This is a genomic window from Streptomyces sp. NPDC045701, assembly GCF_056432045.1.
In genome coordinates, this window is record NZ_JBWKJV010000001.1 from 187,730 (window position 1) to 211,404 (window position 23,675).

Below are 23,675 nucleotides of genomic sequence, written 5' to 3' on the forward strand. Positions count from 1 at the left end.
GGGCGGGACCTGTGCGCGGTTCCACCGGTGGACGTCTGTGCGGTGCCGTCGGCGCGCTACTTCACCGGCCGGCCGATCAGCATGGCCGGCGCGCCCGCCACGCGGGTCAGGAACACCGTGGCCGCGTGCGGCCCCTTCGGCTTGAGCTTGCGGCGCAGCTCCTCCGGCTCGACCGCCGAGCCGCGCTTCTTCACCGTCAGGGTTCCCACTTCGCGCTCGCGCAGCAGCGCCTTCAGCTTCTTGAGGTTGAAGGGCAGCTCGTCGGTGATCTCGTACGCGGTGGCGTACGGGGTGGGGCGCGGTTCGTCCGCCGTGATGTACGCGATCGTCCCGTCGACCAGGCCGCCCCCGAGGTCCTCGGCGACCTCGGCGACCAGGTGCGCCCGGATCACGGCGCCGTCCGGTTCGTACAGGTAGCGGCCGACGGGGCGGACCGGCGGGTCGGGCAGGCCGCGGCCGGTGAGAGTGTGGCCGCCGGGCAGGAGGGTCGCGGTGACCGTGCCGGGCCGGGTGCCGAACCACAGCACGGCCTCCTTCACGTCGCCGCCGTCCGAGACCCACTCGGCCCCGGCCTCCGGCGGGACGGTCTCGTGCGGGATGCCCGGGGCGATCTTCAGCGCGGCGTGCGGGGCCCCGCGGGCCGCGTCGACGGCCCAGGACAGGGGCGGGGAGTACGCCTCCGGGTCGAAGATCCGCCCGCCCCGGCCGCCGCTCCCGCCGCGCCGCGCCGGGTCGACGAAGACCGCGTCGTACGCCGAGGTGTCGACCTCCGTGACGTCCGCACAGCGCACCTCGATCAGGTCGGCCAGGCCCAGCGCGGCGGCGTTGGCGCGGGCGGCCGCGGCGGTCAGCGGGTCGCGGTCGACGGCGAGGACGCGGATGCCGGCGCGGGCCAGGGCGATGGCGTCGCCGCCGATGCCGCTGCACAGGTCCGCGATGCTGCGCACGCCGAGGCGGGCGAAGGCGGCGGCGCGGTGCTCGGCGACCGCCTTGCGGGTGGACTGCTCGACGCCGCCGGGCGTGAAGTACATGCGGTGCGCGTCGTGCTCGCCGAACTTGGCGACCGCCCGCTGCCGCAGCCGGGCCTGGGCGATCGCCGCCGTGACCAGGTCGGCCGGGTGGTCGCGGCGCAGCCGGGAGGCGACCGCCAGCTCCTGGGAGGGGGTGTGGTCGCGCAGGGCGGTGAGCAGGGCCTGGCCCTCGTCGGTGAGGAGCGCGGAGAAGGCGGCGAGATCGGTCACCCGGCCCATTGTGGGCCAGGCGGGGGATGGTGCGCGCCGGGCGGCGGTGTCTCCCGGTGGCCGGGGCCGCGCGCTGACAGGATGCGGCGCCATGCAGCTAGTACGACAAAAAGGTCAAATGGTAAGTAAGCGGGTGCGAGTTCTGGTCGCCGCCCTGGTGCTCGCGGCACTCGGATCCGCCTGCGCGGCGGAGACCGGTGCCGGAGGGGCGGGCGCGGGACCGGGCCGGGGCGGTCCGGGGCTGCGCGGCGGCAGTGCCGGGCCCGCCGCCGGTCAGCAGCCCCAGCGGCCCCCGGACGCGGCCGCCGCCCTCACCGCGTACGTGGAGAAGGTCAGGCGGGCGCAGGCCGCCCGTGCCGTCGCCGCCCGCAAGTGGGGCCTGAGGTCCACCCCCCTGGCCGCACCCCCGCCCCCGGCGGCGGCCGACCGGCCGCACATCACCTTCCGCAAGGGCTTCGGTGTCGGCGACCCGACCCTGCCGCCCGTCTTCACCACCGTCCCGACCCAGGAGCGGGTCGTCTTCCTGACGATCGACGACGGCGCGGAGAAGGACCCGCGGCTGCTGGAGATGATGGACGAGCTGGACATCCCGTACAGCGCCTTCCTCAGCGACTACCTGGTCAAGGAGGACTACGGCTACTTCGCGCGGATGCGGGACCGGGGCGTCGCCCTGCACAACCACACCCTCAACCACCGGTACATGCCCGGCCTCTCCTACGCGGAGCAGAAGCACGAGATCTGCGGGCAGCAGGACACCATCGAGAAGCGGTACGGCGAGCGGCCCACCCTCTTCCGCCCGCCCTACGGCAACTACAACGCCGACACCCTGCGCGCCGCCCGGTCGTGCGGTGTCAGGGCCGTGCCCCTGTGGGCGGCCGAGGCGTTCCCCGACCACATGGAATGGCGCGAGTGGGACCGGGACCTGCACCCCGGCGACATCATCCTCACGCACTTCCGCGGCAGGGAGGACTGGAACGGCACCATGCCGGACATGATCAGGCAGGTGATGGACGTCGTCACGGCCAAGGGCTACGCGGTGGCCAGGCTGGAGGACTACGTATGAGCCCCTCGCCGGCCGCCGCCGGACGGCCGGCGCACGCCACGACCGGGCGGTGAATTGGCACTCCGCTTGACCGAGTGCTAATCGCGGTCATAGTCTCGGGTCTGGCACTCCCCACTGGAGAGTGCCAACACAGCGACGGGCAGGTCCGGCACCCGCGACGACGGATCCACCTGGTCGCCACCTCAGACAGTTAACCCCGTGAGATCTCCGAAGGGGGAGGTCGGATCGTGACGACCACCAGCTCCAAGGTTGCCATCAAGCCGCTCGAGGACCGCATTGTGGTCCAGCCGCTCGACGCCGAGCAGACCACCGCCTCTGGCCTGGTCATCCCGGACACCGCCAAGGAGAAGCCCCAGGAGGGCGTCGTCCTGGCCGTTGGCCCGGGCCGCTTCGAGAACGGCGAGCGCCTGCCGCTCGACGTCAAGACCGGCGACATCGTGCTGTACAGCAAGTACGGCGGCACCGAGGTGAAGTACAGCGGCGAGGAGTACCTCGTCCTCTCGGCTCGCGACGTGCTCGCGATCATCGAGAAGTAAGTCACCCGAGCAAGATCGCTTTTGAGCTGCGCCCCTGGCCCCCGCCGATACACATTGCCGGGCGGCGAGGGGCGCGGTTCGTCAACCAGAGTTTTCGAGAGGGCTGAATCGCTCCCATGGCGAAGATCCTGAAGTTCGACGAGGACGCCCGTCGCGCCCTTGAGCGCGGCGTCAACAAGCTTGCCGACACCGTCAAGGTGACGATCGGCCCCAAGGGCCGCAACGTCGTCATCGACAAGAAGTTCGGCGCGCCGACCATCACCAACGACGGTGTCACGATCGCCCGCGAGGTCGAGATCGAGGACCCGTACGAGAACCTCGGCGCCCAGCTGGTGAAGGAGGTGGCGACCAAGACCAACGACATCGCGGGTGACGGCACCACCACCGCCACCGTCCTGGCCCAGGCCCTGGTCCGCGAGGGTCTGCGCAACGTCGCCGCGGGCGCCTCCCCGGCCGCCCTGAAGAAGGGCATCGACGCCGCGGTCAAGGCCGTCTCCGACGAGCTGCTCGCGTCGGCCCGCCCGATCGACGACAAGGCCGACATCGCCGCCGTGGCCGCGCTCTCCGCGCAGGACCAGCAGGTCGGCGAGCTCATCGCCGAGGCGATGGACAAGGTCGGCAAGGACGGTGTCATCACCGTCGAGGAGTCCAACACCTTCGGCCTGGAGCTCGACTTCACCGAGGGCATGGCCTTCGACAAGGGCTACCTGTCCCCGTACATGGTCACCGACCAGGAGCGTATGGAGGCCGTCCTCGACGACCCGTACATCCTGATCCACCAGGGCAAGATCTCCGCGATCACCGACCTGCTCCCGCTGCTGGAGAAGGTCATCCAGGCCGGCTCCTCCAAGCCGCTCCTGATCATCGCCGAGGACGTCGAGGGCGAGGCCCTGTCGACCCTGGTGGTCAACAAGATCCGCGGCACGTTCAACGCCGTCGCGGTCAAGGCCCCCGGCTTCGGCGACCGCCGCAAGGCGATGCTCGGCGACATGGCCGCCCTCACCGGCGCCACCGTCATCGCCGAGGAGGTCGGCCTCAAGCTCGACCAGGCCGGTCTCGAGGTGCTGGGCACCGCCCGCCGCGTCACCGTCACCAAGGACGACACCACGATCGTCGACGGCGGTGGCAACTCCGAGGACGTGCAGGGCCGCGTCGCGCAGATCAAGTCCGAGATCGAGACCACGGACTCCGACTGGGACCGCGAGAAGCTCCAGGAGCGCCTCGCGAAGCTCGCCGGCGGCGTGTGCGTGATCAAGGTCGGCGCCGCCACCGAGGTGGAGCTGAAGGAGAAGAAGCACCGTCTGGAGGACGCCATCTCCGCGACCCGCGCCGCGGTCGAGGAGGGCATCGTCTCCGGTGGTGGCTCCGCGCTGGTCCACGCCGTCAAGGTGCTGGACGGCAACCTCGGCAAGGAGGGCGACGAGGCCACCGGTGTCGCGGTCGTCCGCCGCGCCGCCGTCGAGCCGCTGCGCTGGATCGCCGAGAACGCGGGCCTCGAGGGCTACGTCATCACCTCGAAGGTCTCCGAGCTCGACAAGGGCCAGGGCTTCAACGCCGCCACCGGCGAGTACGGCGACCTGATCAAGGCCGGCGTCATCGACCCGGTCAAGGTCACCCGCTCGGCCCTGGAGAACGCCGCCTCCATCGCCTCCCTGCTGCTCACGACCGAGACCCTGGTCGTCGAGAAGAAGGAAGAGGAGCCGGCGGACGCGGGCCACGGCCACGGTCACGGCCACTCCCACTGACGCCACCCGAGCGTTTCGAGGCCCGGTGCCCCCGTCGCGGGGGCACCGGGCCTCGGTGTTTCCCGGCGGCGCCGAACCGGGCGGCGCCGAACCGGGCGGCGCCCCTCCGGCGGCGTCACGCCGAGCGGTTCAGCTCCGTGGGGCGCACCGGGTCCGCGAACGGCGCCCCCTTCACGTACCGCTCCACCTCGTCCAGGGCCTGGTCGGCCATGCGGTGCAGCTCGTTGCCGAGGGAGCCGGCGATGTGCGGGGTGAGCAGCACGTTGGGCAGGGTGTAGAGCGGGGAGTCGGGGGGCGGGAGTTCGGGGTCGGTCACGTCGAGCACCGCGTGCAGGCGGCCCGTGGTGAGGTGCGGCAGCAGGGCGGCCTCGTCGACCAGCGAGCCGCGCGAGGTGTTGATGAGCGTGGCGCCGTCCGGCATGACGGCCAGCTGCGCGGGGCCGATCATGTGGTGGGTGGACGGCAGTTGCGGGGCGTGCACGGAGACGATGTCCGCGCGGGCGCACAGCTCGTCCAGCGCGGCCGGGACGGCGCCGAGCGCCGAGGCGTCGGTGGGGGTGACGTACGGGTCGTACAGCAGCACCCGCACGTCGAAGGGGCGCAACAGCTCGATCACGCGGCGGCCGATGCGGGACGCGCCCACGATGCCGACCGTGCGGCGGTGGTTGCCGCCGTCGGCGAGCTCCCGCAGCCAGTCGTGCTCGGCGCGCAGTTCGGCGTACCGGCGCGCGGCGCGCAGGACGCGCTTGCCGGCCAGCAGGATGGCGGCGAGCGTGTACTCGGCCACGGGCAGGGCGTTGGCCGCCGCCGCCGAGGTCACCGCGATGCCGCGCTCCCAGCAGGCGTCGGTGACGTGGTGCTTGACGGAGCCGGCGGCGTGGACGACGGCGCGCAGGCGGGGGGCCCGGTCCAGGACGGACGCGGTGAGCGGTGTGGCCCCCCAGCAGGTGAACAGCACCTCGGCCCGGGCGAGGGCGGACGCCACCAGGGGCGTGGGCGCGGCCAGGTCGTGGGCGACCAGATGCGGATCGGTGCGGGTGAGGTCGGTGAGGCGGGCGCGGTGGGCGTCGGTGAGCAGTCGCCCGGCGATGCCGGGGCCCATGGCGAGCAGCAGGGCGGGGCGTTCGGCGGACCGGTTGTCAGTGGTGTGGCGCATGGTGGGTGGTGAGCTCCTCGAAGGACGGCCTCACTTGACGGCGCCGGCGGTCAGGCCGGCCCTCCAGTGGCGCTGGAGCGAGACGAAGGCGACGACCAGGGGGACGACGGCGAGCAGGGAGCCGGTGACGACGAGGGGGTAGAAGTCCGGCTCGGCGTGGGCGTTGCTGTTCCATGCGTACAGGCCGAGGCTCAGGGGGAAGAGCCGCTGGTCCGAGAGCATCACCAGGGGGAGGAAGAAGTTGTTCCAGATGGCGGTGAACTGGAAGAGGAAGACGGTCACGAAGCCGGGCATGATCATGCGCAGCCCGATCGACCAGAAGGCGCGCAGCTCCCCGGCCCCGTCGATGCGGGCGGCCTCCAGGGCCTCGCCCGGGATGTAGCCGGCGCTGAAGACGCGGGCGAGGTAGACGCCGAACGGATTGACCAGGACGGGGATCAGCACGGCCCCGTAGGTGTTGACGAGCCCCGCCTCGCCGGCGAGCAGGTACATGGGCAGGGCGAGCGCGGTGGTGGGGACGAGCACGCCCATGAGGACCACCCCGAACAGCTTCTCCTTGCCGCGGAAGTCGTACTTGTCGAAGGCGTAGCCCGCGGCGACGCAGACGAACGAGCATGCCAGTGCCCCGCCGCCCGCGTACAGCAGGCTGTTGAGGTACCAGCGGAAGTAGACGCCGTCGCCGTACGCGGCGAGCCGGGTGAGGTTGCCGGCGAGGTCGAACCCCTCGAAGGAGAAGGCGTTCCCGGCCAGCAGTCCGCCCGCGTCCTTGGTGGCGGCGGTCACGAGCCAGACCAGGGGGAACAGCGTGTAGGCGGCGGACAGCAGCAGCGCCCCGTTGACGGCGGTCCGGGACAGCCAACGGTCCGGTGCCCGGCGGGGGCGGCTGCCGCCCCGTGCCGGGGGCGCCGTGCGGCGGTCGGCCGTGGCGGGCCTCGGTGGGCTGGTGGTGGGCGCGCTCATGCGTGCTTCTCCCCGCGGTCGTGCCTCCGGCGGCCGGTGAGGCGGGTGACGGCGAAGGACAGCAGCGCGGCGGTGAGCGCGAGGAGGACGGAGGCGGCGGCCGCGAGGCCGTAGTCGTTGCGGTCGAAGGCCGCGGTGTACGCGTACATGTTGGGCGTCCAGGTGGAGGTGACGGCCGAGCCCGTGCCCTTGTTGAGGATCAGCGGCTCGGTGAACAGCTGGAGCGAGCCGATGACGGTGAACAGCGCGACCATCGCCAGCGAGGCCCGGATCAGCGGGAGTTTGATGCTGAAGGCGGTGCGCCAGGCGCCCGCCCCGTCGACCGTCGCCGCTTCGAGGACGGAGCGGTCGATGGCCTGGAGGACCGCGTAGAAGATCACCATGTTGTAGCCGAGCCATTCCCACAGCGCGATGTTCACCACGGAGGGGAGGGCGCCCTCGGGTGAGAAGAAGTCGAAGCCGAGGCCGCCGGACTCCATGGCCTCCACGACCGGACTGAGCTGGGGCGTGTAGAGGTACACCCAGATCAGCGCGGCGATGATGCCGGGCACGGCGTGCGGCAGGAACAGCGCCAGCTGGAAGAGGTGGCGTGCGCGCGCGAGCGCCGAGTCGAGCAGCAGGGCGAGGCCGAGGGCCCCGGCGAGCAGCAGCGGGATGTAGAGGAGGCAGTATCCGAGCAGGACGCCGAAGCCTTCGAGGAAGGCCGGGTCGCCCAGCGCCGCCAGGTAGTTGCCGAGGCCGCTGAAGACGGTCTCGGTGGAGCCGAAGCCCAGTCCGGACTGTTTCTCGGTGAACAGGCTGAGCCAGACCGCGTATCCGATCGGCACCACCATCACCGCGGTGAACAGGACGAAGAAGGGGGTCAGGAGGACGGCGGCGGCGCCGGCACGGGCGCGGGCGCCGGTACGGGCAGGCGCGGATCCGGCGGGGGCGGTGGAGCCGGTCGGGGCGGCGGGCGCCTTCATCGGTGTCAGCCCCGCACCTTCAGCCCGCGCTTCTTCAGCTCGGCGACGGTGGCGTCGTGCCCGGTCCTCACCGCGTCGGCGAGGGTGGTGCCGCCGGTCGCGACCTTGCCGAGCCGGTCCTTGATGGCGAGGTTGGTGGTGCCGGTGGCCGGGCCCCACGCCCAGTTCGGGTTGATGGAGGCGCCGGCCTCCTCGAAGAGCCGGTAGATGTCCTGGCCGCCGTAGAAGCCCGCGTCGAAGGCCTTCCTGGCGATGGGCCGCAGTGCGGTGGCCGCGGGGAAGGCGCTGGAGGTGCCGGAGGATATCCGCGCCGTGACGCCCTCCTCGGTGGTCGCCATCCAGGTGGCGAACTCGACCGCCGCCCCGGCCTTGTCGCTTCCCCTGGGCACGGCGAAGGTGGAGCCGCCGAGCATGCCGCTGGCCGGCTCGCCGTCCCAGGTGGGCACCGGGGCGACCGCCCACTTGCCGCTCTGTTCCGGCAGGGTGCCCTTGAGCACGCCCGCTCCCCAGGAGGCCCCCAGGTAGCCGATGGTGGTGCCGTTCTTCAGGGAGCCGGTCCACTCCGGGCTGAACGAGGCGTTGTTGTGGACGAGACCGGCGTCGAGGAGGCCCTGCCAGTAGGCGGTGACCTTCCGGGTGGCGGCGTCGGTGGTGTCGACCTTCCAGGTGTCGCCCTCGGCCTTGAACCACTGGGCGCCGGCCTGCCAGGCCATCGCCTCGAAGCTGGTGGGGTCGTCGGGGAAGAAGGTGGCGATACGGGCCTTGGCGTCGGCCTTCTTCACCTTCTCGGCCGCCGCCGTGAACTGGTCCCATGTCCTCGGGACCGCGACGCCGTACTTCGCGAACAGGTCCTTGCGGTAGTAGAACGCCTGCGGCGCGGCGTCGAAGGGGACGGCCCAGTTCCTGCCGCCGAGGGTGGTGAGCTCCAGCGCCTGCGGCAGCAGCTTGCTCCTGACGTCCTCGGGCAGGTGGGCACCGATGTCCTGGAGCGAGCCCTGGCTGACGAATTCGGGCAGGGAGGGGTATTCGACGGAGACCAGGTCGGGGGCGTTGCCCGCCTTCACGGCGTTGGAGATCTTGGCGTAGCCGCCGGCGTTCCCGGAGGGGATCTCCTCGAACCTGACCTGGATGTCCCGGTGCGAGGCGTTGAACGCGTCGACGACTTCCCGGGACCCCTTGGCCCAGCCCCAGAAGGTGATCGTCACCGGCTTGCCGGCGGCCGGCGGGCCCGACGGGTCGTCACCGCCGCCGCAGGCCGTGAGGGCGGCGAGGGCGGCGAGTGCGGCGGTGCCGGTGAGGACGGGGGACGTTCTGGTCCGGCGGCGGTTCCCACGGCGGTTCGGGCTGCGGCTCATGGCGGGGCTCCTGGACGAACGGCGACACGGAAGGTGTGGCCGTGATGATCGAGCCCCCCCATGAGCGAAGTCAAGAGCGAAAGATTGATTGATCGAAAAAGGATCAGATTGCTTCCGTGCGATCGGCCCCGCACGACGCCCGCACCCGCAGGCGCGGCAGCAGCGCCACATGCCGCCGGGGGTCCTCCTCGCCGGCCGGCCCGCCGCGTCCCTCGCCACGGCCGCCCCCGACCCCCTCGGCCGCGGCCCCCGCCGCCCGGGAGAGCCGCTCGACCAGCAGCTCCGTGCCCAGCCGGCCCACCTGCCGCTTGGGTGGGGCGACCGCGGTCAGCGGGGTGTCGGCCAGCGCGGCGACCTCGTCGTCGTACGCGACCAATGCCAGGTCCCCGGGCACCCGCACGCCCAGCTCGGCGAGGCGCTGCACGATCTGGATGGCGTCCACGTCGTTGTGGACCAGCGCCGCCGTCGCCGCGCCCGACGACACCGCCGAACTCAGCGCCCGGACAGCGTCCTCGAACCCCTCAGGGTCCAGCTCGGACGGCACCGAGTCGATCACCGGCCCCGGCTCGGCCAGACCCAGCGCCCCCAGCGCCTCGGCGTACCCCGACCGCACCGCCAGCGCGGTCGGGCTGTCCGCGCGGGCCACCAGCAGCGGCGCCCGGTGCCCCAGCCCGACCAGGTGGCGCACGGCGAGGACGACCCCGTGCCGGTGGTCGGACGACACCCGGTCCAGCCCGTCCAGCGCCGAACCCGGCGTGGCGCGCCGCTCCAGGAGCACGGTCGGCACCGGCAGCCCGGCGATCCAGTCGCCGTACCGGTCCTGGTCGCCGGGGGCCCGCCAGCCCGGCGCCACCAGCAGCCCCTGCGCGCCCGCGGCGAGCAGGCCCTCGGTGCGCGCCCGGTCCTCCTCCGGCCGGTAGTCGGAGATGCGCAGGACCAGCCGCGCCCCCGCCCGGGCCGCCGCCTCGCGCGCCCCGCGGATGACCTCCGCGAAGTAGTACGTCGCCGAGGGCGCGAGCAGGCCCAGCACCGGACCGCTGCCGGGCGCCGCGGCCGCCGCCCCGCCGGCCGGGCGCCGCTCGCCACCGCCCTGCCCGGCGGGCCACGAGACCTGGCCGTGCACCCGGTCGAGCAGGCCGCGGGCCGCCAGGGCCTCGACGTCCCGGCGCGCGGTCACCGGAGAGACCCCCAGCTGCGCTGCGAGGTCCGAGACCCGCGCCGTACCGCGCTCCCGCACCAGGGCCAGCAGACGGTCATGACGTTCAACAGCACTCTCGCGCACGGCGGAGATCCCCCTCGAGGTGTGATGGCCCGGTCGAGCGGTGCCCGTCGTCAGACCCTAAGCCACGGCGACGTTGCGAGTGATCGAACGACGATCGCTTCGATCAGTCCTCCGCCGCGTATTGACGTTCGATCATCCGGGGTTCATGAATCCGGAACGCCGCGGTACCGGCCGCAGTGGCCCCGGGGGACTACTGCGGCCCGTACTTGCGGCCCGCGCGGGAGCTGACGCCTCCGAGCAGGCTGCGCGGCGCCAGCTTCACCACGCCCATCAGGGCCTTGTAGCGCGGGTCCGGCACCGACAGCGTCCTGCCCCGCGCCAGGTCGGCCAGGGCCGTGGTCACCAGCTTGTCGGCGTCCAGCCACATCCAGCCGGGGATGTTGTCCGTGCCCATGCCGGCCCGCTCGTGGAACTCCGTCCGCACGAACCCCGGGCACAGCGCCATCAGCCGCACCCCGCTGCCCGCCAGGTCGCGCGCCGCGCCCTGGGTGAACTGCACGACCCACGCCTTCGACGCCCCGTACGTCCCGCGGGGCACGAAGGCGGCCACGGAGGCGACGTTCACCACCCCGCCCCGGCCGCGGTCCCGCATCGACGCCGTCGCGGCCGACGTCAGCCGCAGCACCGCCTCGCAGTGCACCTTCAGCATCCGCAGCTCGTCGGCCATGGACACGTCCAGGAACCGGCCCTTGTTGCCGAACCCCGCGTTGTTGATCAGCAGGTCCACCGGTCGCCTGCGGTCCGACAACCGCGCCTCCACGGCCGCGATGCCCGCCTCCTCCGCCAGGTCGGCCACCAGGACCTCGGCCTCGATCCCGTGCCGGTCGTGCAGCTCGGTCGCCTGTTCCCGGAGCCGCTTCCCGTCCCGGGCCACCAGCACCACGTCCCGGCCGTCCGCCGCCAGCCGCCGCGCGAAGGCGGCCCCGATTCCCGCCGTCGCGCCCGTAATCAGTGCAGTCGTCATGAGCGGCACGTTAGTGCCCCGCGCGGACGGCGGGACGCGCGGTCCCACGGGGCCGCCGGCAACCGCCGTACATGTACCGGAGTATCGGGATCCGCCACCCGCCACCACCGGACGCCCGCCGCCCGCCCCCTCGCCTACGGCCCGGCGCGGGCGCTCACTGGGAGCGCCGGCCCGCCGCGTACTTCAGCGCCGCCTCGCGCAGCTCCGGGTCCAGCGCGTCGCCCGCCGCGAGTGTGCGCGGCAGCAGCTCCCGCCGGCCCATGAACGCCCGGAAGGCCAGCCCGACCGTCACGTCGTGGTCCGGACGGTGCACCACCTCTATGGCGTCGCCCGCGCGGATCTCCCCGGGCTCGACGACCCGGAGGTACGGCCCCGGCGCGGCCCGCTCGGTGAACCGCTTCACCCAGCCCCTCTCGCCAAGCCAGCTCGCGAACGTGCGGCACGGAACGCGCCCGGACGCCACCTCCAGGACCACCGACCCCCCGATCCGCCAGCGCTCGCCGATGAGGGCGGCGTTGACGTCCAGGCCCGTGGTGGTGAGGTTCTCCCCGAAGGCGCCGTTGGCCAGCGGTCGCCCCAGCTCGGCCTCCCAGTGGTCCAGGTCCTCGCGGGCGTACGCGTACACCGCCTGGTGCGTCCCGCCGTGGTGGCGCAGGTCGCACACCGTGTCCCCGGCCAGGCCGCTCGCGCCCTCGCCCTTGCGGCCCGGATCGGCCACCCGGACCGGGCCATCGGCCGGCCGCTTGTCGATGCCCGTCGTGCCGCTCGGCGCGTCGGTGTACTCCACGGCCTTCGGCCGCCCCAGATTGACGGTGAGAACTCGCATGGCGACACGCTAGACCCCACCCACTCAAAGCGGCCAGGCAATAATTCGCCCCCGGCCCAAGCGAGGCTTATATTGAGGAGGGTGATCGAAGCCCGCCACCTGCGCGTCCTGCGCGCCGTCGCCACCACCGGATCCTTCTCGGCGGCCGCACGGGAACTGGGCTGCACCCAGCCCGCCGTCAGCCAGCAGATGAAGGCCCTCGAATCCTCCGCGGGCACGCCCCTGCTGGTGCGCACGGGCCGGGAGATGCGGCTGACGCAGGCCGGGGAGGCCCTCGTACGCCACGCCTCCGGCATCCTCGCGGGCCTCACCGCCGCCGAGGAGGAGATCGCCGCCATCGCGGGCCTGCGGGCCGGCCGCGTCCGGCTGGTCTCGTTCCCCAGCGGCAGCTCCACCCTGGTCCCCAACGCCCTCGCCGCACTGCGCGCCGCCCACCCCGGCACCCGGGTGTCGCTCGTCGAGGCCGAGCCGCCCCGCTCGGTGGAGATGCTGCGCGACGGCGACTGCGACGTGGCCCTCGCCTTCCGCTACCGCCCGGCCGTCGCCGAGTGGGACGACCTGGTGGTCCGCCCGCTGCTCGCCGACCGCCTGGTCGGCCTCGTCCCCGAGGGCCACCGCCTCGCGGACGCGGAGGCCGTGGCCATCGGGGAGCTGGCCGAGGAGTCCTGGATCGCGGGCTGCCCCCGCTGCCGCCGCCAGCTGGTGGACGTCTGCGAGGGCGCCGGGTTCACCCCCCGCATCGACTTCGCCACCGACGACTACCCGGCGGTGATCGGCCTGGTGGGTGCGGGCCTCGGGGTCGCGGTGCTGCCCGAGCTCGCGATCCGCTCGGTGCGCCCCCGGGGCGCCAGGACCGTGGTCGTGGAGCCGGCCGTCGAGCGGGAGATCGTCGCCCTCACCCTCCCGGACCTGGCCAAGGTCCCGGCGGTCGCCGCCACCCTCGACCAGCTCACGCGCGCTGCGGCCCTGGCGTAGGACGCCGGCGGTACGCGGACCGGCGGGGTCGTCTCCCGTGCCGGTCGCCGCTCCCTACCCGTACGCACTCCCGTGCGCGTACGCCTCGCCACCCGTGCGCCGCGGGCCGTGCCGGGCGCGGGGGGTCGGTGCAGAATCGTTCCTTCAGGCGCGGGCCGGAGTTCCCGACGACGCCGTGACGAGACGGTTGCGGGCTCGCCCCATGAGTTCCTCGCGCTCGTCCTCGGTGAGGCCGCCCCATACGCCGTAGGGCTCCCGCACGGCCAGTGCGTGGGCCGCGCACTGCGCGCGGACCGGGCACCGCATGCAGACCTCCTTCGCCGAGTTCTCGCGCGCACTCCGCGCCGCGCCGCGCTCCCCCTCGGGGTGGAAGAAGAGCGAACTGTCGACCCCCCGGCAGGCCGCGAGCAGCTGCCAGTCCCACAGGTCGGCGTTTGGTCCGGGAAGGCGGGAGAAATCTGCCATGGCGCATGTCCCCTTGGTTCCGGTACTGAGCGGGTGAGTGAGCTGATACAGCCACGACCGTACAACTACTGTCTAAGTAGATGTAAATATGACTCATTGCGAATCTAGCTACAGACATCGACAAAGTGAAGGAAAAGCCGCTAAATGGGGCATAGCTCTGGGTGAAGCAACGGTGACCTGCGTCGCTCTGCTCCGTGCGCGCTCCCTCACGTAGAGTGCCGAAGGGGTGGGGCGTACCCGTAACTCTTTCGAGTGACCATCGTTGAGAGTGCGGAGGCGGTTGAAGGAACAAGCGCTCGGGCAGGTGCCCGGGGGCGTCAACCGCACAGGTGACGATTCGTAACCAGCCTGGAGGCTCAAGGTGACGCGCATCAGCTGCGGAGGACGGCCATGACATCCGTCCTCGTCTGCGACGACTCCCCGCTTGCCCGAGAAGCGCTCCGCCGCGCCGTCGCCACGGTGCCCGGCGTCGAGCGTGTGACGACCGCGGCCAACGGCGAGGAAGTCCTCCGCCGCTGGGGCGCGGACCGCTCGGACCTGATTCTGATGGACGTACGCATGCCCGGTCTGGGCGGCGTGGAGACCGTCCGCCGGCTGCTCTCCGCGGACCCCGGCGCCCGCATCATCATGCTCACCGTCGCCGAGGACCTGGACGGCGTGGCGCTCGCCGTCGCCGCCGGTGCCCGTGGCTACCTGCACAAGGACGCCTCGCGCGCCGAGCTGCGGGCCACGGTCACCCAGGCCCTCGCCGACCCGACCTGGCGGCTCGCCCCGCGCCGGCTGCGCTCGGCCGAGATGGGCGCCGCCCCCACCCTCACGGCGCGTGAGATCCAGGTGCTGGAGGGCATGAGCCACGGCCGCTCCAACGCGGAGATCGGCCGGGAGCTCTTCCTCTCCGAGGACACGGTCAAGACACACGCCAGGAGGCTCTTCAAGAAGCTGGGTGCGTCGGACCGGGCGCACGCGGTCGCGCTCGGTTTCCGCTGGGGCCTGGTGCGCTAGCGCGTGGCCTACCGATCCCCGTCCGCCACCCGGCGGACGGGGCGGCGCAGGCCCGATATCCGTTTCCGGCCCGATGCCGCATCCTTGAAGGGTGGAGTTCCTCGGGGACGAGTCGATCGAGCGGGAGGGGAGGGCGCAGGAGATGACGTCCGGCGCACCTGCTCATAACGCTTCGGTGCACAACAGTGGACGCGGTGCCGCGGACGAGCCACCGCCAAGGCACCATGGACCGATGCGCGACGACGAGGCGGCCCATGCCCACGGGGCCATCGGTGCACTCGTACACCGTGCGGTGGACGGCGACGAGCAGGCCACCCACGACCTCCTCGCCCACGTCCACCCGCTGGCCCTGCGCTACTGCCGTACGCGGCTGAACCGCCTGCCCGGCGACGCGCGCCACTTCGTCGAGGACCTCGCCCAGGAGGTCTGCGTCGCGGTCCTCATGGCGCTGCCGCGCTACAAGGACACCGGGCGGCCCTTCGAGGCGTTCGTCTTCGCCATCGCCGGCCACAAGGTCGCCGACCTCCAGCGCGCCGCCATGCGGCACCCCGGCTCCACCGCCGTGCCCTCCGACGAGATGCCCGAGCGGCCCGACGACTCCCTCGGCCCCGAGGAGCGGGCACTGCTCAGCGACGACGCGGAGTGGGCCAAGCGCCTGCTCGCCAACCTCCCCGAGAACCAGCGCGAGCTGCTGGTGCTGCGGGTCGCGGTGGGTCTGACCGCCGAGGAGACCGGCCAGATGCTGGGCATGTCCCCGGGAGCCGTGCGCGTGGCGCAGCACCGGGCGCTCAGCCGGCTGCGGGCACTCGCCGAGCAGTGAGCCGCACCCGAGGCAGGCCCGAGCCGCGCGCCGGAGCGACCCCGAGCCGCGCGGCGTGGCGACGCCGAGCGACGCCAGGGCGACGACCGGGGCCGTGCACCCGGTCCGTCCGCCGCGGCCACGCGTGCGTGCGTCCGTGCGACCAGGTGTCCGTGCGTCCGCGCGACCAGGTGTCCGTGCGTCCGTACGTGTGAACGTCCAAACCTTCCGGGTGATCTTGCTCGTGGAATGAGACACGGCCGCAGGCCGTTAGCATGGACATCCGCACCGATCAAGGCCATTTGGGGAAGGTGTCATGACTGCCAACGTCGACGGAGTGCCCGAGAAATTCGCGACACTCGGGCTGACCTACGACGACGTGCTGCTGCTGCCGGGCGCGTCCGACATGGCGCCCGACCAGATCGACACTTCCTCGTACATCTCCAAGAACGTACGGGTGAACATCCCGCTGCTGTCCGCCGCCATGGACAAGGTCACCGAGGCCCGGATGGCGATCGCCATGGCCCGGCAGGGCGGCGTCGGCGTGCTGCACCGCAACCTGTCCATCGCCGACCAGGCCAACCAGGTCGACCTGGTCAAGCGCTCCGAGTCCGGCATGGTGACCGACCCGATCACCGTCCACCCCGACGCGACGCTCGCCGAGGCCGACGCCATCTGCGGCAAGTTCCGCATCAGCGGCGTCCCCGTCACCGACCAGGCGGGCAAGCTCCTCGGCATCGTCACCAACCGGGACATGGCCTTCGAGACGGACCGCGCCCAGCAGGTGCGCGACGTCATGACGCCCATGCCGCTCGTCACCGGCAAGGTCGGCATCTCCGGCGTCGACGCGATGGAGCTGCTGCGCCGTCACAAGATCGAGAAGCTGCCGCTCGTCGACGACGCGGGCATCCTCAAGGGCCTCATCACCGTCAAGGACTTCGTCAAGGCGGAGAAGTACCCGACCGCGGCGAAGGACAAGGAGGGCCGCCTCCTCGTCGGCGCCGCGGTCGGTGTCGCGGGTGACGCCTTCGAGCGCGCCCAGGCGCTGATCGAGGCGGGCGTCGACTTCATCGTCGTCGACACCGCGCACGGCCACTCCCGGCTCGTCGGCGAGATGGTCGCCAAGATCAAGTCGAACTCCTCGGTGGACGTCATCGGCGGCAACGTCGCCACCCGCGACGGCGCCCAGGCCCTGATCGACGCCGGTGTCGACGGGATCAAGGTCGGCGTGGGCCCCGGCTCCATCTGCACCACCCGCGTGGTCGCCGGCATCGGCGTCCCGCAGGTCACCGCGATCTACGAGGCCTCCCTCGCCGCCAAGGCGGCCGGTGTCCCGGTCATCGGCGACGGCGGCCTGCAGTACTCCGGCGACATCGCCAAGGCCCTGGTCGCCGGCGCCGACACGGTGATGCTCGGCTCGCTGCTCGCGGGCTGCGAGGAGTCGCCGGGCGAGCTGATGTTCATCAACGGCAAGCAGTTCAAGTCGTACCGCGGCATGGGCTCCCTCGGCGCCATGCAGTCCCGCGGCGAGCAGCGGTCCTTCTCCAAGGACCGGTACTTCCAGGAGGGCGTCGCCTCCGACGAGAAGCTGGTTCCCGAGGGCATCGAGGGCCAGGTGCCCTTCCGCGGCCCGCTCTCCGCGGTCGTCCACCAGCTCGTCGGCGGTCTGCGCCAGTCGATGTTCTACGTCGGCGGGCGCACCGTCCCGGAGCTGCAGGAGCGCGGCCGGTTCGTCCGGATCACCTCCGCGGGCCTCAAGGAGAGCCACCCGCACGACATCCAAATGACGGTCGAGGCGCCGAACTACAGCAGGAAGTAGCGAGAGAGCGGTTCACGCACCCGTGGGGGGCGGTCCCGGCATGCGGCCGGAACCGCCCCCCGCGCGCGTGTCGGGGATACTGGTAGGCGCAGACGTAGAGGGAAAGGCCACACATCGTGACTGAGATCGAGATCGGGCGCGGCAAGCGCGGCCGCAGGGCGTACGCGTTCGACGACATCGCCGTCGTACCGAGCCGGCGCACCCGGGACCCGAAGGAGGTCTCGATCGCCTGGCAGATCGACGCCTACCGCTTCGAGCTGCCGTTCCTGGCCGCTCCCATGGACTCGGTGGTGTCGCCGCAGACCGCGATCCGCATCGGCCAGCTGGGCGGCCTCGGCGTGCTGAACCTCGAGGGCCTGTGGACCCGCTACGAGGACCCGCAGCCGCTGCTCGACGAGATCGCCGAGCTGGACGAGGCGAACGCCACCCGCCGCCTTCAGGAGATCTACGAGGCCCCGATCCAGGAGGAGCTGATCGGGCAGCGCATCAAGGAGGTGCGCGACTCGGGCGTGGTCACCGCGGCCGCGCTCTCCCCGCAGCGCACCGCCCAGTTCTCCAAGGCCGTCGTCGACGCCGGTGTGGACATCTTCGTCATCCGCGGCACGACCGTCTCCGCCGAGCACGTCTCGGGCGCCGCCGAGCCGCTGAACCTCAAGCAGTTCATCTACGAGCTCGACGTCCCCGTCATCGTCGGCGGCTGCGCCACGTACACCGCCGCCCTGCACCTGATGCGCACCGGTGCGGCGGGTGTCCTGGTCGGCTTCGGCGGCGGTGCCGCGCACACCACCCGCAACGTGCTGGGCATCCAGGTCCCCATGGCGACCGCCGTCGCGGACGTCGCGGCCGCGCGCCGGGACTACATGGACGAGTCCGGCGGCCGGTACGTCCACGTCATCGCGGACGGCGGCGTGGGCTGGTCCGGCGACCTGCCCAAGGCCATCGCCTGCGGCGCCGACTCGGTGATGATCGGCTCCCCGCTCGCGCGGGCGACCGACGCGCCGGGCAAGGGCCACCACTGGGGCATGGAGGCCGTCCACGAGGACGTGCCGCGAGGCAAGCTGGTCGACCTCGGCATCGTCGGCACTACGGAGGAGATCCTGTCCGGACCCTCGCACTCGCCCGACGGTTCGATGAACTTCTTCGGCGCGCTGCGCCGTGCGATGGCGACGACGGGCTACAGCGAGCTCAAGGAGTTCCAGCGCGTCGAGGTCACGGTCGCGGACGCCCAGCACAAGCGCTGACGCGGCCCTTCGGTTCCCGATACGCGTGAGGGCCCGCACCGGCTGACGGTGCGGGCCCTCACGCGTGCGTGGCGGCGGGTTCAGGCGTTGGCCTTCTTGGCGCCACCGAAGGCCGCGACGGCGCCGATGGCGAGGAAGACGTACGACATGGCGTCGGCGGTCTCCTTCCACAGGTCGGTCAGCGAACCGAAGTCCTCCAGGAGGATCTCGGGTGCGGACCCGCCGAGGGTGTTGCTGATGACGACCGCGACCGCGACCAGCTGGCCGAGGTAGACGGCGCCGATCGACAGGATCGCCGCGATCACGGGCAGGGCCGGGTTGCGGCCGCCCACCTTGGCGGCGGCGAAGCCGACGAGGAAGCCGACGCCGATCGCGGCGTAGCCGATCTCCCGCTCGATGGCGCCGCCTATCGCGCCGTAGGCGACGGCGGCGACCAGCGCGGCCACGAGCGCGGCCGCCATGCCGAGCGCGACGTTGTCCCGCGCGGGGGCCGGAGCCGGCGCGGGCGGGAACGGGGCGGCGGGGCCACCGGCGAAGGGGTTGCCGGGCGGCGGCGGAACGGGCTGGCTCATGCTGGGAAATCCCCCCTGAAACGGCACAGCGCCTCTGCGCACCTGGGCACATAAGGACTGTGTTAAGTAGAGGCCCGGAGACTAACAGGCCCGTCCGACAACCGCCCCTCCCTTTCCGCTGCCCCGGCGGTCGGCCGGAGGAGGTCACAGACGGTGGGCGGCGCCCGCCGGGGTGACCCCCCGGGTGTCCAGCAGGAGCTGGGCCTTCACGGCCAGCCCCTGGAGGTCGTACGTGCGGTGGTGCTGGAGCAGGACCGTCAGATCGGCCGCGGCCGCCGCCTCGTACAAGGAGTCCGCCCGGGGGACCGGCAGGTCGCGGACGCGCCAGTCGGCGACGTAGGGGTCGTGGTAGCTGACCACCGCGCCCATGTCCATCAGGCGGCGGCCGATCTCGGCCGCGGGGGAGCCCTCCTGATCGGCCAGATCCGGCTTGTAGGTGACCCCGAGCAGCAGCACGCGTGCGCCGCGCGCGGACTTGCCGTGCTCGTTGAGGAGCGTGGCGCAGCGCTGGATGACGTACTGCGGCATGCGTTCGTTGACCTGGCCGGCCAGTTCGACCAGGCGCAGCGGGCGGTGCGGACCGATGGTGTCGACGGGGACGCCGTGGCCGCCGACTCCGGGGCCGGGGCGGAAGGCCTGGAAGCCGAAGGGCTTGGTCTCGGCGCACCGGATGACGTCCCACAGGTCGACGCCGAGGTCGTGGCAGAGCACCGCCATCTCGTTGACCAGCGCGATGTTGACGTGGCGGAAGTTGGTTTCCAGCACCTTCACGGTCTCGGCCTCGCGGGTGCCCCGGGCGCGTACGACCTTGTCGGTGAGGCGGCCGTAGAAGGCGGCGGCCGATTCCGTGCAGGCGGGAGTGAGGCCGCCGATGACCCGGGGCGTGTGGGCGAAGCCGTGGGCGCGGTTGCCCGGGTCGAGGCGGCCGGGGGAGTACGCGAGGTGGAAGTCGCGGCCGGCCGTGAGCCCCGAGCCCGCTTCCAGCAGCGGGCGCAGGACGTCCTCGGTGGTGCCGGGGTGGACGGGTGATTCGAGCAGGACCGTGGTGTTGGGCCGCAGCCGGGCGGCCAGCGCCCGCGCCGCCCCGGTCACGGCGGCCAGGTCCGGTGTGCGGTCGGCGCCGAGGGGGGTGGGCGCGCAGATGACGGCGGTGCGGACCCGGCCGAGTTCGGTGGGGTTGGTGGTCGGCCGGAAGCCCCCCGAGAGCATCCGGCGGATCTCCGAGGCGGTGAGCGAGCCGTCGACCGGGGGACGGCCGGCCGCCAGTTCCGCCACGGGGCGCGGGTCGGTGTCGTAGCCGATGGTGTCGACCCCGGCGGCTGTGGCGGCTTGGGCGAGGGGCAGTCCGAGGTGGCCGAGGCCGATGACGGCGAGGTCTGCGGGCATGGGGTGATGCCGTCCTTCCCAGTAGCCGGTGTGGACGAGAGACGCAAGTCCTGTGGACAGAACGAGCGCAACGCAATGTCAGACTAGGCGTAAATATGACCGTTATGCGGCATTGTGGGCCGTGGTTCGGCCGAGTGTTGTCCACAGGCGGTGGCTGAAGTCGGGGGGCCGGGACAGAATCGAGTCTGTGAGCCCGACCACACGGGGCCACACGCGGACCACACGCGGACCACACGGGGGCGACGGGAGGCAGCGGTGAGGACAGCGACACTGGGACCCGCGGAGCGCGCACAGGCGCTGGCGGCCATGGCCGATCGTGAACTGGACGTGCTGGTGGTGGGCGCCGGAGTGGTCGGCGCCGGGACGGCTCTCGACGCGGCGACACGCGGACTGGCGACCGGGCTGGTGGAGGCGCGCGACTGGGCGTCGGGCACCTCCAGCCGGTCGAGCAAGCTCATCCACGGCGGGCTGCGCTATCTCGAGATGCTGGACTTCGCGCTCGTACGGGAAGCGCTGAAGGAGCGCGGACTGCTGCTGGAGCGCCTCGCCCCGCACCTGGTGAAACCGGTGCCGTTCCTCTACCCGCTCCAGCACAAGGGCTGGGAGCGGTTCTACGCCGGCTCCGGCGTGGCGCTGTACGACGCCATGTCCATCTCGTCCGGGCACGGGCGCGGCCTCCCCGTGCACCGGCACCTGTCACGGCGCCGGGCGCTGCGAGTGGCGCCCGCGCTGAAGAAGGACGCGCTGGTCGGGGCGCTGCAGTACTACGACGCGCAGATGGACGACGCGCGTTTCGTGGCCACCCTGGTCCGCACCGCCGCGAGCTACGGCGCGCACGTCGCCAGCCGGGCCCGCGTGATCGGCTTCCTGCGGGAGGGCGAGCGGGTGGTCGGCGCCCGGGTTCAGGACGTGGATGCCGGCGGTGAGTACGAGGTCCGCGCCAAGCAGATCGTCAACGCCACCGGAGTGTGGACGGACGACACCCAGGCGCTGATCGGGGAGAGGGGGCAGTTCCACGTCCGGGCGTCCAAGGGCATCCACCTGGTCGTGCCCAAGGACCGGATCCACTCGACCACCGGCCTCATCCTGCGCACCGAGAAGTCGGTCCTGTTCGTCATCCCGTGGGGCCGCCACTGGATCGTGGGCACCACCGACACCGACTGGGACCTGGACAAGGCCCACCCGGCGGCGTCCAGCGCCGACATCGACTACCTCCTGCGACATGTGAACAGCGTGCTCGCGGTCCCGCTCACCCGGGACGACGTGCAGGGCGTCTACGCCGGGCTGAGGCCCCTGCTGGCCGGTGAGTCCGACGCGACGAGCAAGTTGTCGCGCGAGCACACGGTGGCTCACCCGGTGCCGGGCCTCGTCGTCGTGGCGGGCGGCAAGTACACGACGTACCGGGTGATGGCCAAGGACGCGGTGGACGAGGCGGTGCACGGCCTCGACATGCGGGTGGCGGCCTGCGTCACCGAGGACGTCCCGCTGCTGGGCGCCGAGGGATACCGGGCACTGTGGAACGCGCGCGCGAGGACGGCCGCCCGGACGGGACTCCACGTGGCGCGCGTGGAGCACCTGCTGAACCGGTACGGCTCCATGGTGGAGGAGGTGCTGGAGCTGATCGCCGCCGACCCGAAGCTGGGCGAACCGCTGGGCGGCGCCGAGGACTACCTGCGGGCGGAGGTCGTCTACGCCGCGTCGCACGAGGGGGCCCGGCACCTGGACGACGTGCTCACCCGGCGGACCCGGATCTCCATCGAGACCTTCGACCGGGGGACGCGCAGCGCCCGGGAGTGCGCGGAGCTCATGGCGCCGGTGCTCGGCTGGGACGAGGGGCAGGTCGAGCGGGAGGTGGAGCACTACGAGAAGCGGGTCGAGGCGGAGCGGGAGTCGCAGCGGCAGCCGGACGACCTGACGGCGGACGCGGCGCGGCTGGGCGCGCCGGACATCGTGCCGCTGTAGGCGCGCGCGAACCGCGATGGGCCCCCTCCTGCGGGCGGGGGCCGGCGGCACCGGCGGGGTGCCAGGGGACTACGTGACCGGGGCGGAGGGCCCACGGCGCTCCTGGCCGGCGCGGGTGCCACCGGACGGGTCCTCGCGGGAATCGGCGGCGCCGCAGAACTCGGCCTCCAGCATCGCCGGTTCGAGAACGCGCAGGGACCGGCCGGCGGTGCCATCCGTATTGACGCGGAAAGTGAGGGTGCGCCGGCCGTCGCCGGTCGTGGCGGAGCGGACGTAACTGCCGGTGATGCGGCCGTTGTGGCCCCACACCGTGGTACCGCAGGAGAGCCGGGCCGGGTAGATGCCTATGCCGTAGACACCGTTCGCGGTGCGGGTGTCGAGCAGCTCCCGGAGCTGGGGCGCGGGGAGGAGACGCCCGGAGAGGAGGCCGGTGTAGAAGCGGTTCAGATCGTCGAGGGTGCTGATCAGTTCGCCCGCGGCGTCGGCGCCTCGCGGATCGAGCGCGGTGACGTCCCGGCCGATCGCGTCGTACGCCCGGCCGTGCGGCGAGGGCAGCGTGGTGCGGGCCCCTGGGAACGAAGTGCCGCGCAGGTGAAGGGGTCTGATGATGCGCCGACGCGCCTCGGCCGCGTAGGAGCGGTCGGTCACCCGCTCGATGACCAGGCCGAGCAGGACGTAGTTGGTGTTCGCGTACGCGTAGCGGCCGAGGGGACCCGGCGGGCGGGCCAGAGCGCGGCGGACCGCCTCCCGCGCGGTGGTGCGCGCCGGGGCAGACGGGCGCGCGGGGGACGACACATGTGCCGGGGAGGACGGGGCGCCGCCGGCGTCGGTGTACTCCGGCAGGCCGCTGGTGTGGGTGAGCAGCGCGCGCAGCGTGACACGCCGGCCCGCCGCGCCGGGGACCACGCCGGGCAGGTGGCGGTCGACGGGGTCGTCGAGGCGGAGCCTGCCCTCGGCGGCGAGTTGGAGCACGACCGTCGCGACGAACGTCTTCGTGACGCTGCCCGCGCGGAACCGGTCGGCGCGCCGGATACCGGGACCCGCCGCCTGGAACCGCGACGCGGCGGGCGAAGCGGACAGCATCGCCGCGGCCGGGGCCCGGCCCTCGGTGACGAGCCGGGGCAGGACGGGGGAGGGAGGGGCGGGGGGAGGGGCGGGGGAGGGTCCCCCCGGCAACGGGCCGGCGCCCAGCCCGAGCAGGGCGGTGACCAGCGGAACAACCAGCCGGGCACGGAGCGGTGGCATTGTGGGGTCCCTTCTTCCGGGGCCATCCTGACGGACGGAGGACCCGGGAGAGTCACCGGTCCCGGAGTGAGAGACAATGGACGCTCTTCCAGGGCGGGTTACCGCATCGCGCGGAA

General features: G+C 72.6%; 21 protein-coding genes. 9 read left to right on the top strand and 12 right to left on the bottom strand.

What is annotated here, in order from left to right:
• Nucleotides 1–56: 56 nt before the first annotated feature.
• Nucleotides 57–1,250 (bottom strand): class I SAM-dependent methyltransferase, encoded by a 1,194-nt coding sequence (locus tag AC07DW_RS01045; protein WP_478855711.1) that lies wholly within the window; start codon nucleotides 1,248–1,250, stop codon nucleotides 57–59.
• A gap of 82 nt (nucleotides 1,251–1,332) precedes the next feature.
• Between AC07DW_RS01045 and AC07DW_RS01050 the strand changes: the two genes are divergently transcribed.
• The 3 genes from AC07DW_RS01050 (at nucleotide 1,333) to groL (ending at nucleotide 4,585) form a co-directional block, all read left to right on the top strand.
• On the top strand, nucleotides 1,333–2,304 hold the full coding sequence (locus AC07DW_RS01050; RefSeq protein ID WP_478855483.1) for a polysaccharide deacetylase family protein: 972 nt from the start codon (nucleotides 1,333–1,335) through the stop codon (nucleotides 2,302–2,304).
• A gap of 227 nt (nucleotides 2,305–2,531) precedes the next feature.
• On the top strand, nucleotides 2,532–2,840 hold the full coding sequence (gene groES, locus AC07DW_RS01055; protein ID WP_019066754.1) for a co-chaperone GroES: 309 nt from the start codon (nucleotides 2,532–2,534) through the stop codon (nucleotides 2,838–2,840).
• 116 nt (nucleotides 2,841–2,956) lie between these two features.
• A complete protein-coding gene (gene groL, locus AC07DW_RS01060; protein WP_478855484.1) occupies nucleotides 2,957–4,585 on the top strand; it encodes a chaperonin GroEL in 1,629 nt (542 codons plus the stop codon).
• A 115-nt stretch (nucleotides 4,586–4,700) separates the two neighbouring features.
• Here groL and AC07DW_RS01065 read toward each other — a convergent pair whose 3' ends face one another.
• The 7 genes from AC07DW_RS01065 to AC07DW_RS01095 all read right to left on the bottom strand — a co-directional run bounded on the left by AC07DW_RS01065 (nucleotide 4,701) and on the right by AC07DW_RS01095 (nucleotide 12,093).
• A complete protein-coding gene (locus AC07DW_RS01065) occupies nucleotides 4,701–5,741 on the bottom strand; it encodes a hydroxyacid dehydrogenase (protein ID WP_478855485.1) in 1,041 nt (346 codons plus the stop codon).
• 30 nt (nucleotides 5,742–5,771) lie between these two features.
• On the bottom strand, nucleotides 5,772–6,701 hold the full coding sequence (locus tag AC07DW_RS01070) for a carbohydrate ABC transporter permease (RefSeq protein WP_478855486.1): 930 nt from the start codon (nucleotides 6,699–6,701) through the stop codon (nucleotides 5,772–5,774).
• A complete protein-coding gene (locus AC07DW_RS01075) occupies nucleotides 6,698–7,666 on the bottom strand; it encodes a carbohydrate ABC transporter permease (protein WP_478855487.1) in 969 nt (322 codons plus the stop codon). Before AC07DW_RS01075 ends, AC07DW_RS01070 begins: the two co-directional genes overlap by 4 nt.
• A 5-nt stretch (nucleotides 7,667–7,671) precedes the next feature.
• Nucleotides 7,672–9,021, bottom strand: coding sequence for an ABC transporter substrate-binding protein (locus AC07DW_RS01080; protein ID WP_478855488.1), 1,350 nt, complete (start codon nucleotides 9,019–9,021; stop codon nucleotides 7,672–7,674).
• A gap of 103 nt (nucleotides 9,022–9,124) precedes the next feature.
• Nucleotides 9,125–10,303, bottom strand: a complete 1,179-nt coding sequence (locus AC07DW_RS01085; protein ID WP_478855489.1) for a substrate-binding domain-containing protein — start codon at nucleotides 10,301–10,303, stop codon at nucleotides 9,125–9,127.
• 190 nt (nucleotides 10,304–10,493) lie between these two features.
• Nucleotides 10,494–11,267 (bottom strand): SDR family NAD(P)-dependent oxidoreductase, encoded by a 774-nt coding sequence (locus AC07DW_RS01090; RefSeq protein WP_478855490.1) that lies wholly within the window; start codon nucleotides 11,265–11,267, stop codon nucleotides 10,494–10,496.
• Between the two features lie 154 nt (nucleotides 11,268–11,421).
• Entirely contained in the window at nucleotides 11,422–12,093 is a 672-nt protein-coding gene (locus AC07DW_RS01095) for an MOSC domain-containing protein (RefSeq protein WP_478855491.1), read from the bottom strand.
• A gap of 81 nt (nucleotides 12,094–12,174) precedes the next feature.
• Here AC07DW_RS01095 and AC07DW_RS01100 point away from each other — a divergent pair, with 81 nt between their 5' ends.
• Entirely contained in the window at nucleotides 12,175–13,068 is an 894-nt protein-coding gene (locus AC07DW_RS01100) for a LysR family transcriptional regulator (protein WP_478855492.1), read from the top strand.
• A gap of 144 nt (nucleotides 13,069–13,212) precedes the next feature.
• Here AC07DW_RS01100 and AC07DW_RS01105 read toward each other — a convergent pair whose 3' ends face one another.
• Nucleotides 13,213–13,533 carry a WhiB family transcriptional regulator gene (locus AC07DW_RS01105; protein ID WP_478855493.1) on the bottom strand — a complete coding sequence of 107 codons (321 nt, stop codon included), beginning with the start codon at nucleotides 13,531–13,533 and terminating at the stop codon, nucleotides 13,213–13,215.
• Nucleotides 13,534–13,923: 390 nt separating this feature from the next.
• Here AC07DW_RS01105 and AC07DW_RS01110 point away from each other — a divergent pair, with 390 nt between their 5' ends.
• The 4 genes from AC07DW_RS01110 to AC07DW_RS01125 all read left to right on the top strand — a co-directional run bounded on the left by AC07DW_RS01110 (nucleotide 13,924) and on the right by AC07DW_RS01125 (nucleotide 18,394).
• Nucleotides 13,924–14,535, top strand: a complete 612-nt coding sequence (locus AC07DW_RS01110; RefSeq protein WP_003948568.1) for a response regulator transcription factor — start codon at nucleotides 13,924–13,926, stop codon at nucleotides 14,533–14,535.
• Nucleotides 14,536–14,767: 232 nt separating this feature from the next.
• Nucleotides 14,768–15,355: a sigma-70 family RNA polymerase sigma factor gene (locus AC07DW_RS01115; RefSeq protein WP_064069910.1), complete on the top strand. Its 588-nt coding sequence runs from the start codon at nucleotides 14,768–14,770 to the stop codon at nucleotides 15,353–15,355.
• A gap of 295 nt (nucleotides 15,356–15,650) precedes the next feature.
• A complete protein-coding gene (guaB, locus tag AC07DW_RS01120; protein ID WP_478855494.1) occupies nucleotides 15,651–17,153 on the top strand; it encodes an IMP dehydrogenase in 1,503 nt (500 codons plus the stop codon).
• A gap of 116 nt (nucleotides 17,154–17,269) precedes the next feature.
• Nucleotides 17,270–18,394 (top strand): GuaB3 family IMP dehydrogenase-related protein, encoded by a 1,125-nt coding sequence (locus AC07DW_RS01125; protein WP_478855495.1) that lies wholly within the window; start codon nucleotides 17,270–17,272, stop codon nucleotides 18,392–18,394.
• A gap of 80 nt (nucleotides 18,395–18,474) precedes the next feature.
• On the opposite strand, the gene AC07DW_RS01130 is transcribed toward AC07DW_RS01125, so the two are convergent.
• Both AC07DW_RS01130 and AC07DW_RS01135 read right to left on the bottom strand, forming a co-directional pair.
• Complete coding sequence (locus AC07DW_RS01130; protein ID WP_478855496.1) at nucleotides 18,475–18,966, bottom strand: hypothetical protein; 492 nt, start codon at nucleotides 18,964–18,966, stop codon at nucleotides 18,475–18,477.
• Nucleotides 18,967–19,110: 144 nt separating this feature from the next.
• Nucleotides 19,111–20,352, bottom strand: coding sequence for a nucleotide sugar dehydrogenase (locus AC07DW_RS01135; RefSeq protein ID WP_478855497.1), 1,242 nt, complete (start codon nucleotides 20,350–20,352; stop codon nucleotides 19,111–19,113).
• 255 nt (nucleotides 20,353–20,607) lie between these two features.
• Between AC07DW_RS01135 and AC07DW_RS01140 the strand changes: the two genes are divergently transcribed.
• Nucleotides 20,608–22,314, top strand: coding sequence for a glycerol-3-phosphate dehydrogenase/oxidase (locus tag AC07DW_RS01140; protein ID WP_478855498.1), 1,707 nt, complete (start codon nucleotides 20,608–20,610; stop codon nucleotides 22,312–22,314).
• A gap of 69 nt (nucleotides 22,315–22,383) precedes the next feature.
• Here AC07DW_RS01140 and AC07DW_RS01145 read toward each other — a convergent pair whose 3' ends face one another.
• Nucleotides 22,384–23,559, bottom strand: a complete 1,176-nt coding sequence (locus tag AC07DW_RS01145) for a serine hydrolase domain-containing protein (RefSeq protein ID WP_478855499.1) — start codon at nucleotides 23,557–23,559, stop codon at nucleotides 22,384–22,386.
• Between the last annotated feature and the right edge of the window lie 116 nt (nucleotides 23,560–23,675).

Excerpts from the sequence above, each read along its gene's own strand:
- AC07DW_RS01065 (WP_478855485.1), bottom strand. The coding sequence starts at position 5,741 with ATGCGCCACACCACTGACAACCGGTCCGCCGAACGCCCCGCCCTGCTG.
- AC07DW_RS01070 (WP_478855486.1), bottom strand. The coding sequence starts at position 6,701 with ATGAGCGCGCCCACCACCAGCCCACCGAGGCCCGCCACGGCCGACCGC.
- AC07DW_RS01130 (WP_478855496.1), bottom strand. The coding sequence starts at position 18,966 with ATGAGCCAGCCCGTTCCGCCGCCGCCCGGCAACCCCTTCGCCGGTGGC.
- AC07DW_RS01050 (WP_478855483.1), top strand. The coding sequence starts at position 1,333 with ATGCAGCTAGTACGACAAAAAGGTCAAATGGTAAGTAAGCGGGTGCGA.
- AC07DW_RS01075 (WP_478855487.1), bottom strand. The coding sequence starts at position 7,666 with ATGAAGGCGCCCGCCGCCCCGACCGGCTCCACCGCCCCCGCCGGATCC.
- AC07DW_RS01105 (WP_478855493.1), bottom strand. The coding sequence starts at position 13,533 with ATGGCAGATTTCTCCCGCCTTCCCGGACCAAACGCCGACCTGTGGGAC.
- AC07DW_RS01145 (WP_478855499.1), bottom strand. The coding sequence starts at position 23,559 with ATGCCACCGCTCCGTGCCCGGCTGGTTGTTCCGCTGGTCACCGCCCTG.
- AC07DW_RS01135 (WP_478855497.1), bottom strand. The coding sequence starts at position 20,352 with ATGCCCGCAGACCTCGCCGTCATCGGCCTCGGCCACCTCGGACTGCCC.
- AC07DW_RS01095 (WP_478855491.1), bottom strand. The coding sequence starts at position 12,093 with ATGCGAGTTCTCACCGTCAATCTGGGGCGGCCGAAGGCCGTGGAGTAC.
- AC07DW_RS01115 (WP_064069910.1), top strand. The coding sequence starts at position 14,768 with ATGCGCGACGACGAGGCGGCCCATGCCCACGGGGCCATCGGTGCACTC.
- AC07DW_RS01090 (WP_478855490.1), bottom strand. The coding sequence starts at position 11,267 with ATGACGACTGCACTGATTACGGGCGCGACGGCGGGAATCGGGGCCGCC.
- AC07DW_RS01080 (WP_478855488.1), bottom strand. The coding sequence starts at position 9,021 with ATGAGCCGCAGCCCGAACCGCCGTGGGAACCGCCGCCGGACCAGAACG.
- AC07DW_RS01045 (WP_478855711.1), bottom strand. The coding sequence starts at position 1,250 with ATGGGCCGGGTGACCGATCTCGCCGCCTTCTCCGCGCTCCTCACCGAC.
- guaB (WP_478855494.1), top strand. The coding sequence starts at position 15,651 with ATGACTGCCAACGTCGACGGAGTGCCCGAGAAATTCGCGACACTCGGG.
- groL (WP_478855484.1), top strand. The coding sequence starts at position 2,957 with ATGGCGAAGATCCTGAAGTTCGACGAGGACGCCCGTCGCGCCCTTGAG.
- AC07DW_RS01110 (WP_003948568.1), top strand. The coding sequence starts at position 13,924 with ATGACATCCGTCCTCGTCTGCGACGACTCCCCGCTTGCCCGAGAAGCG.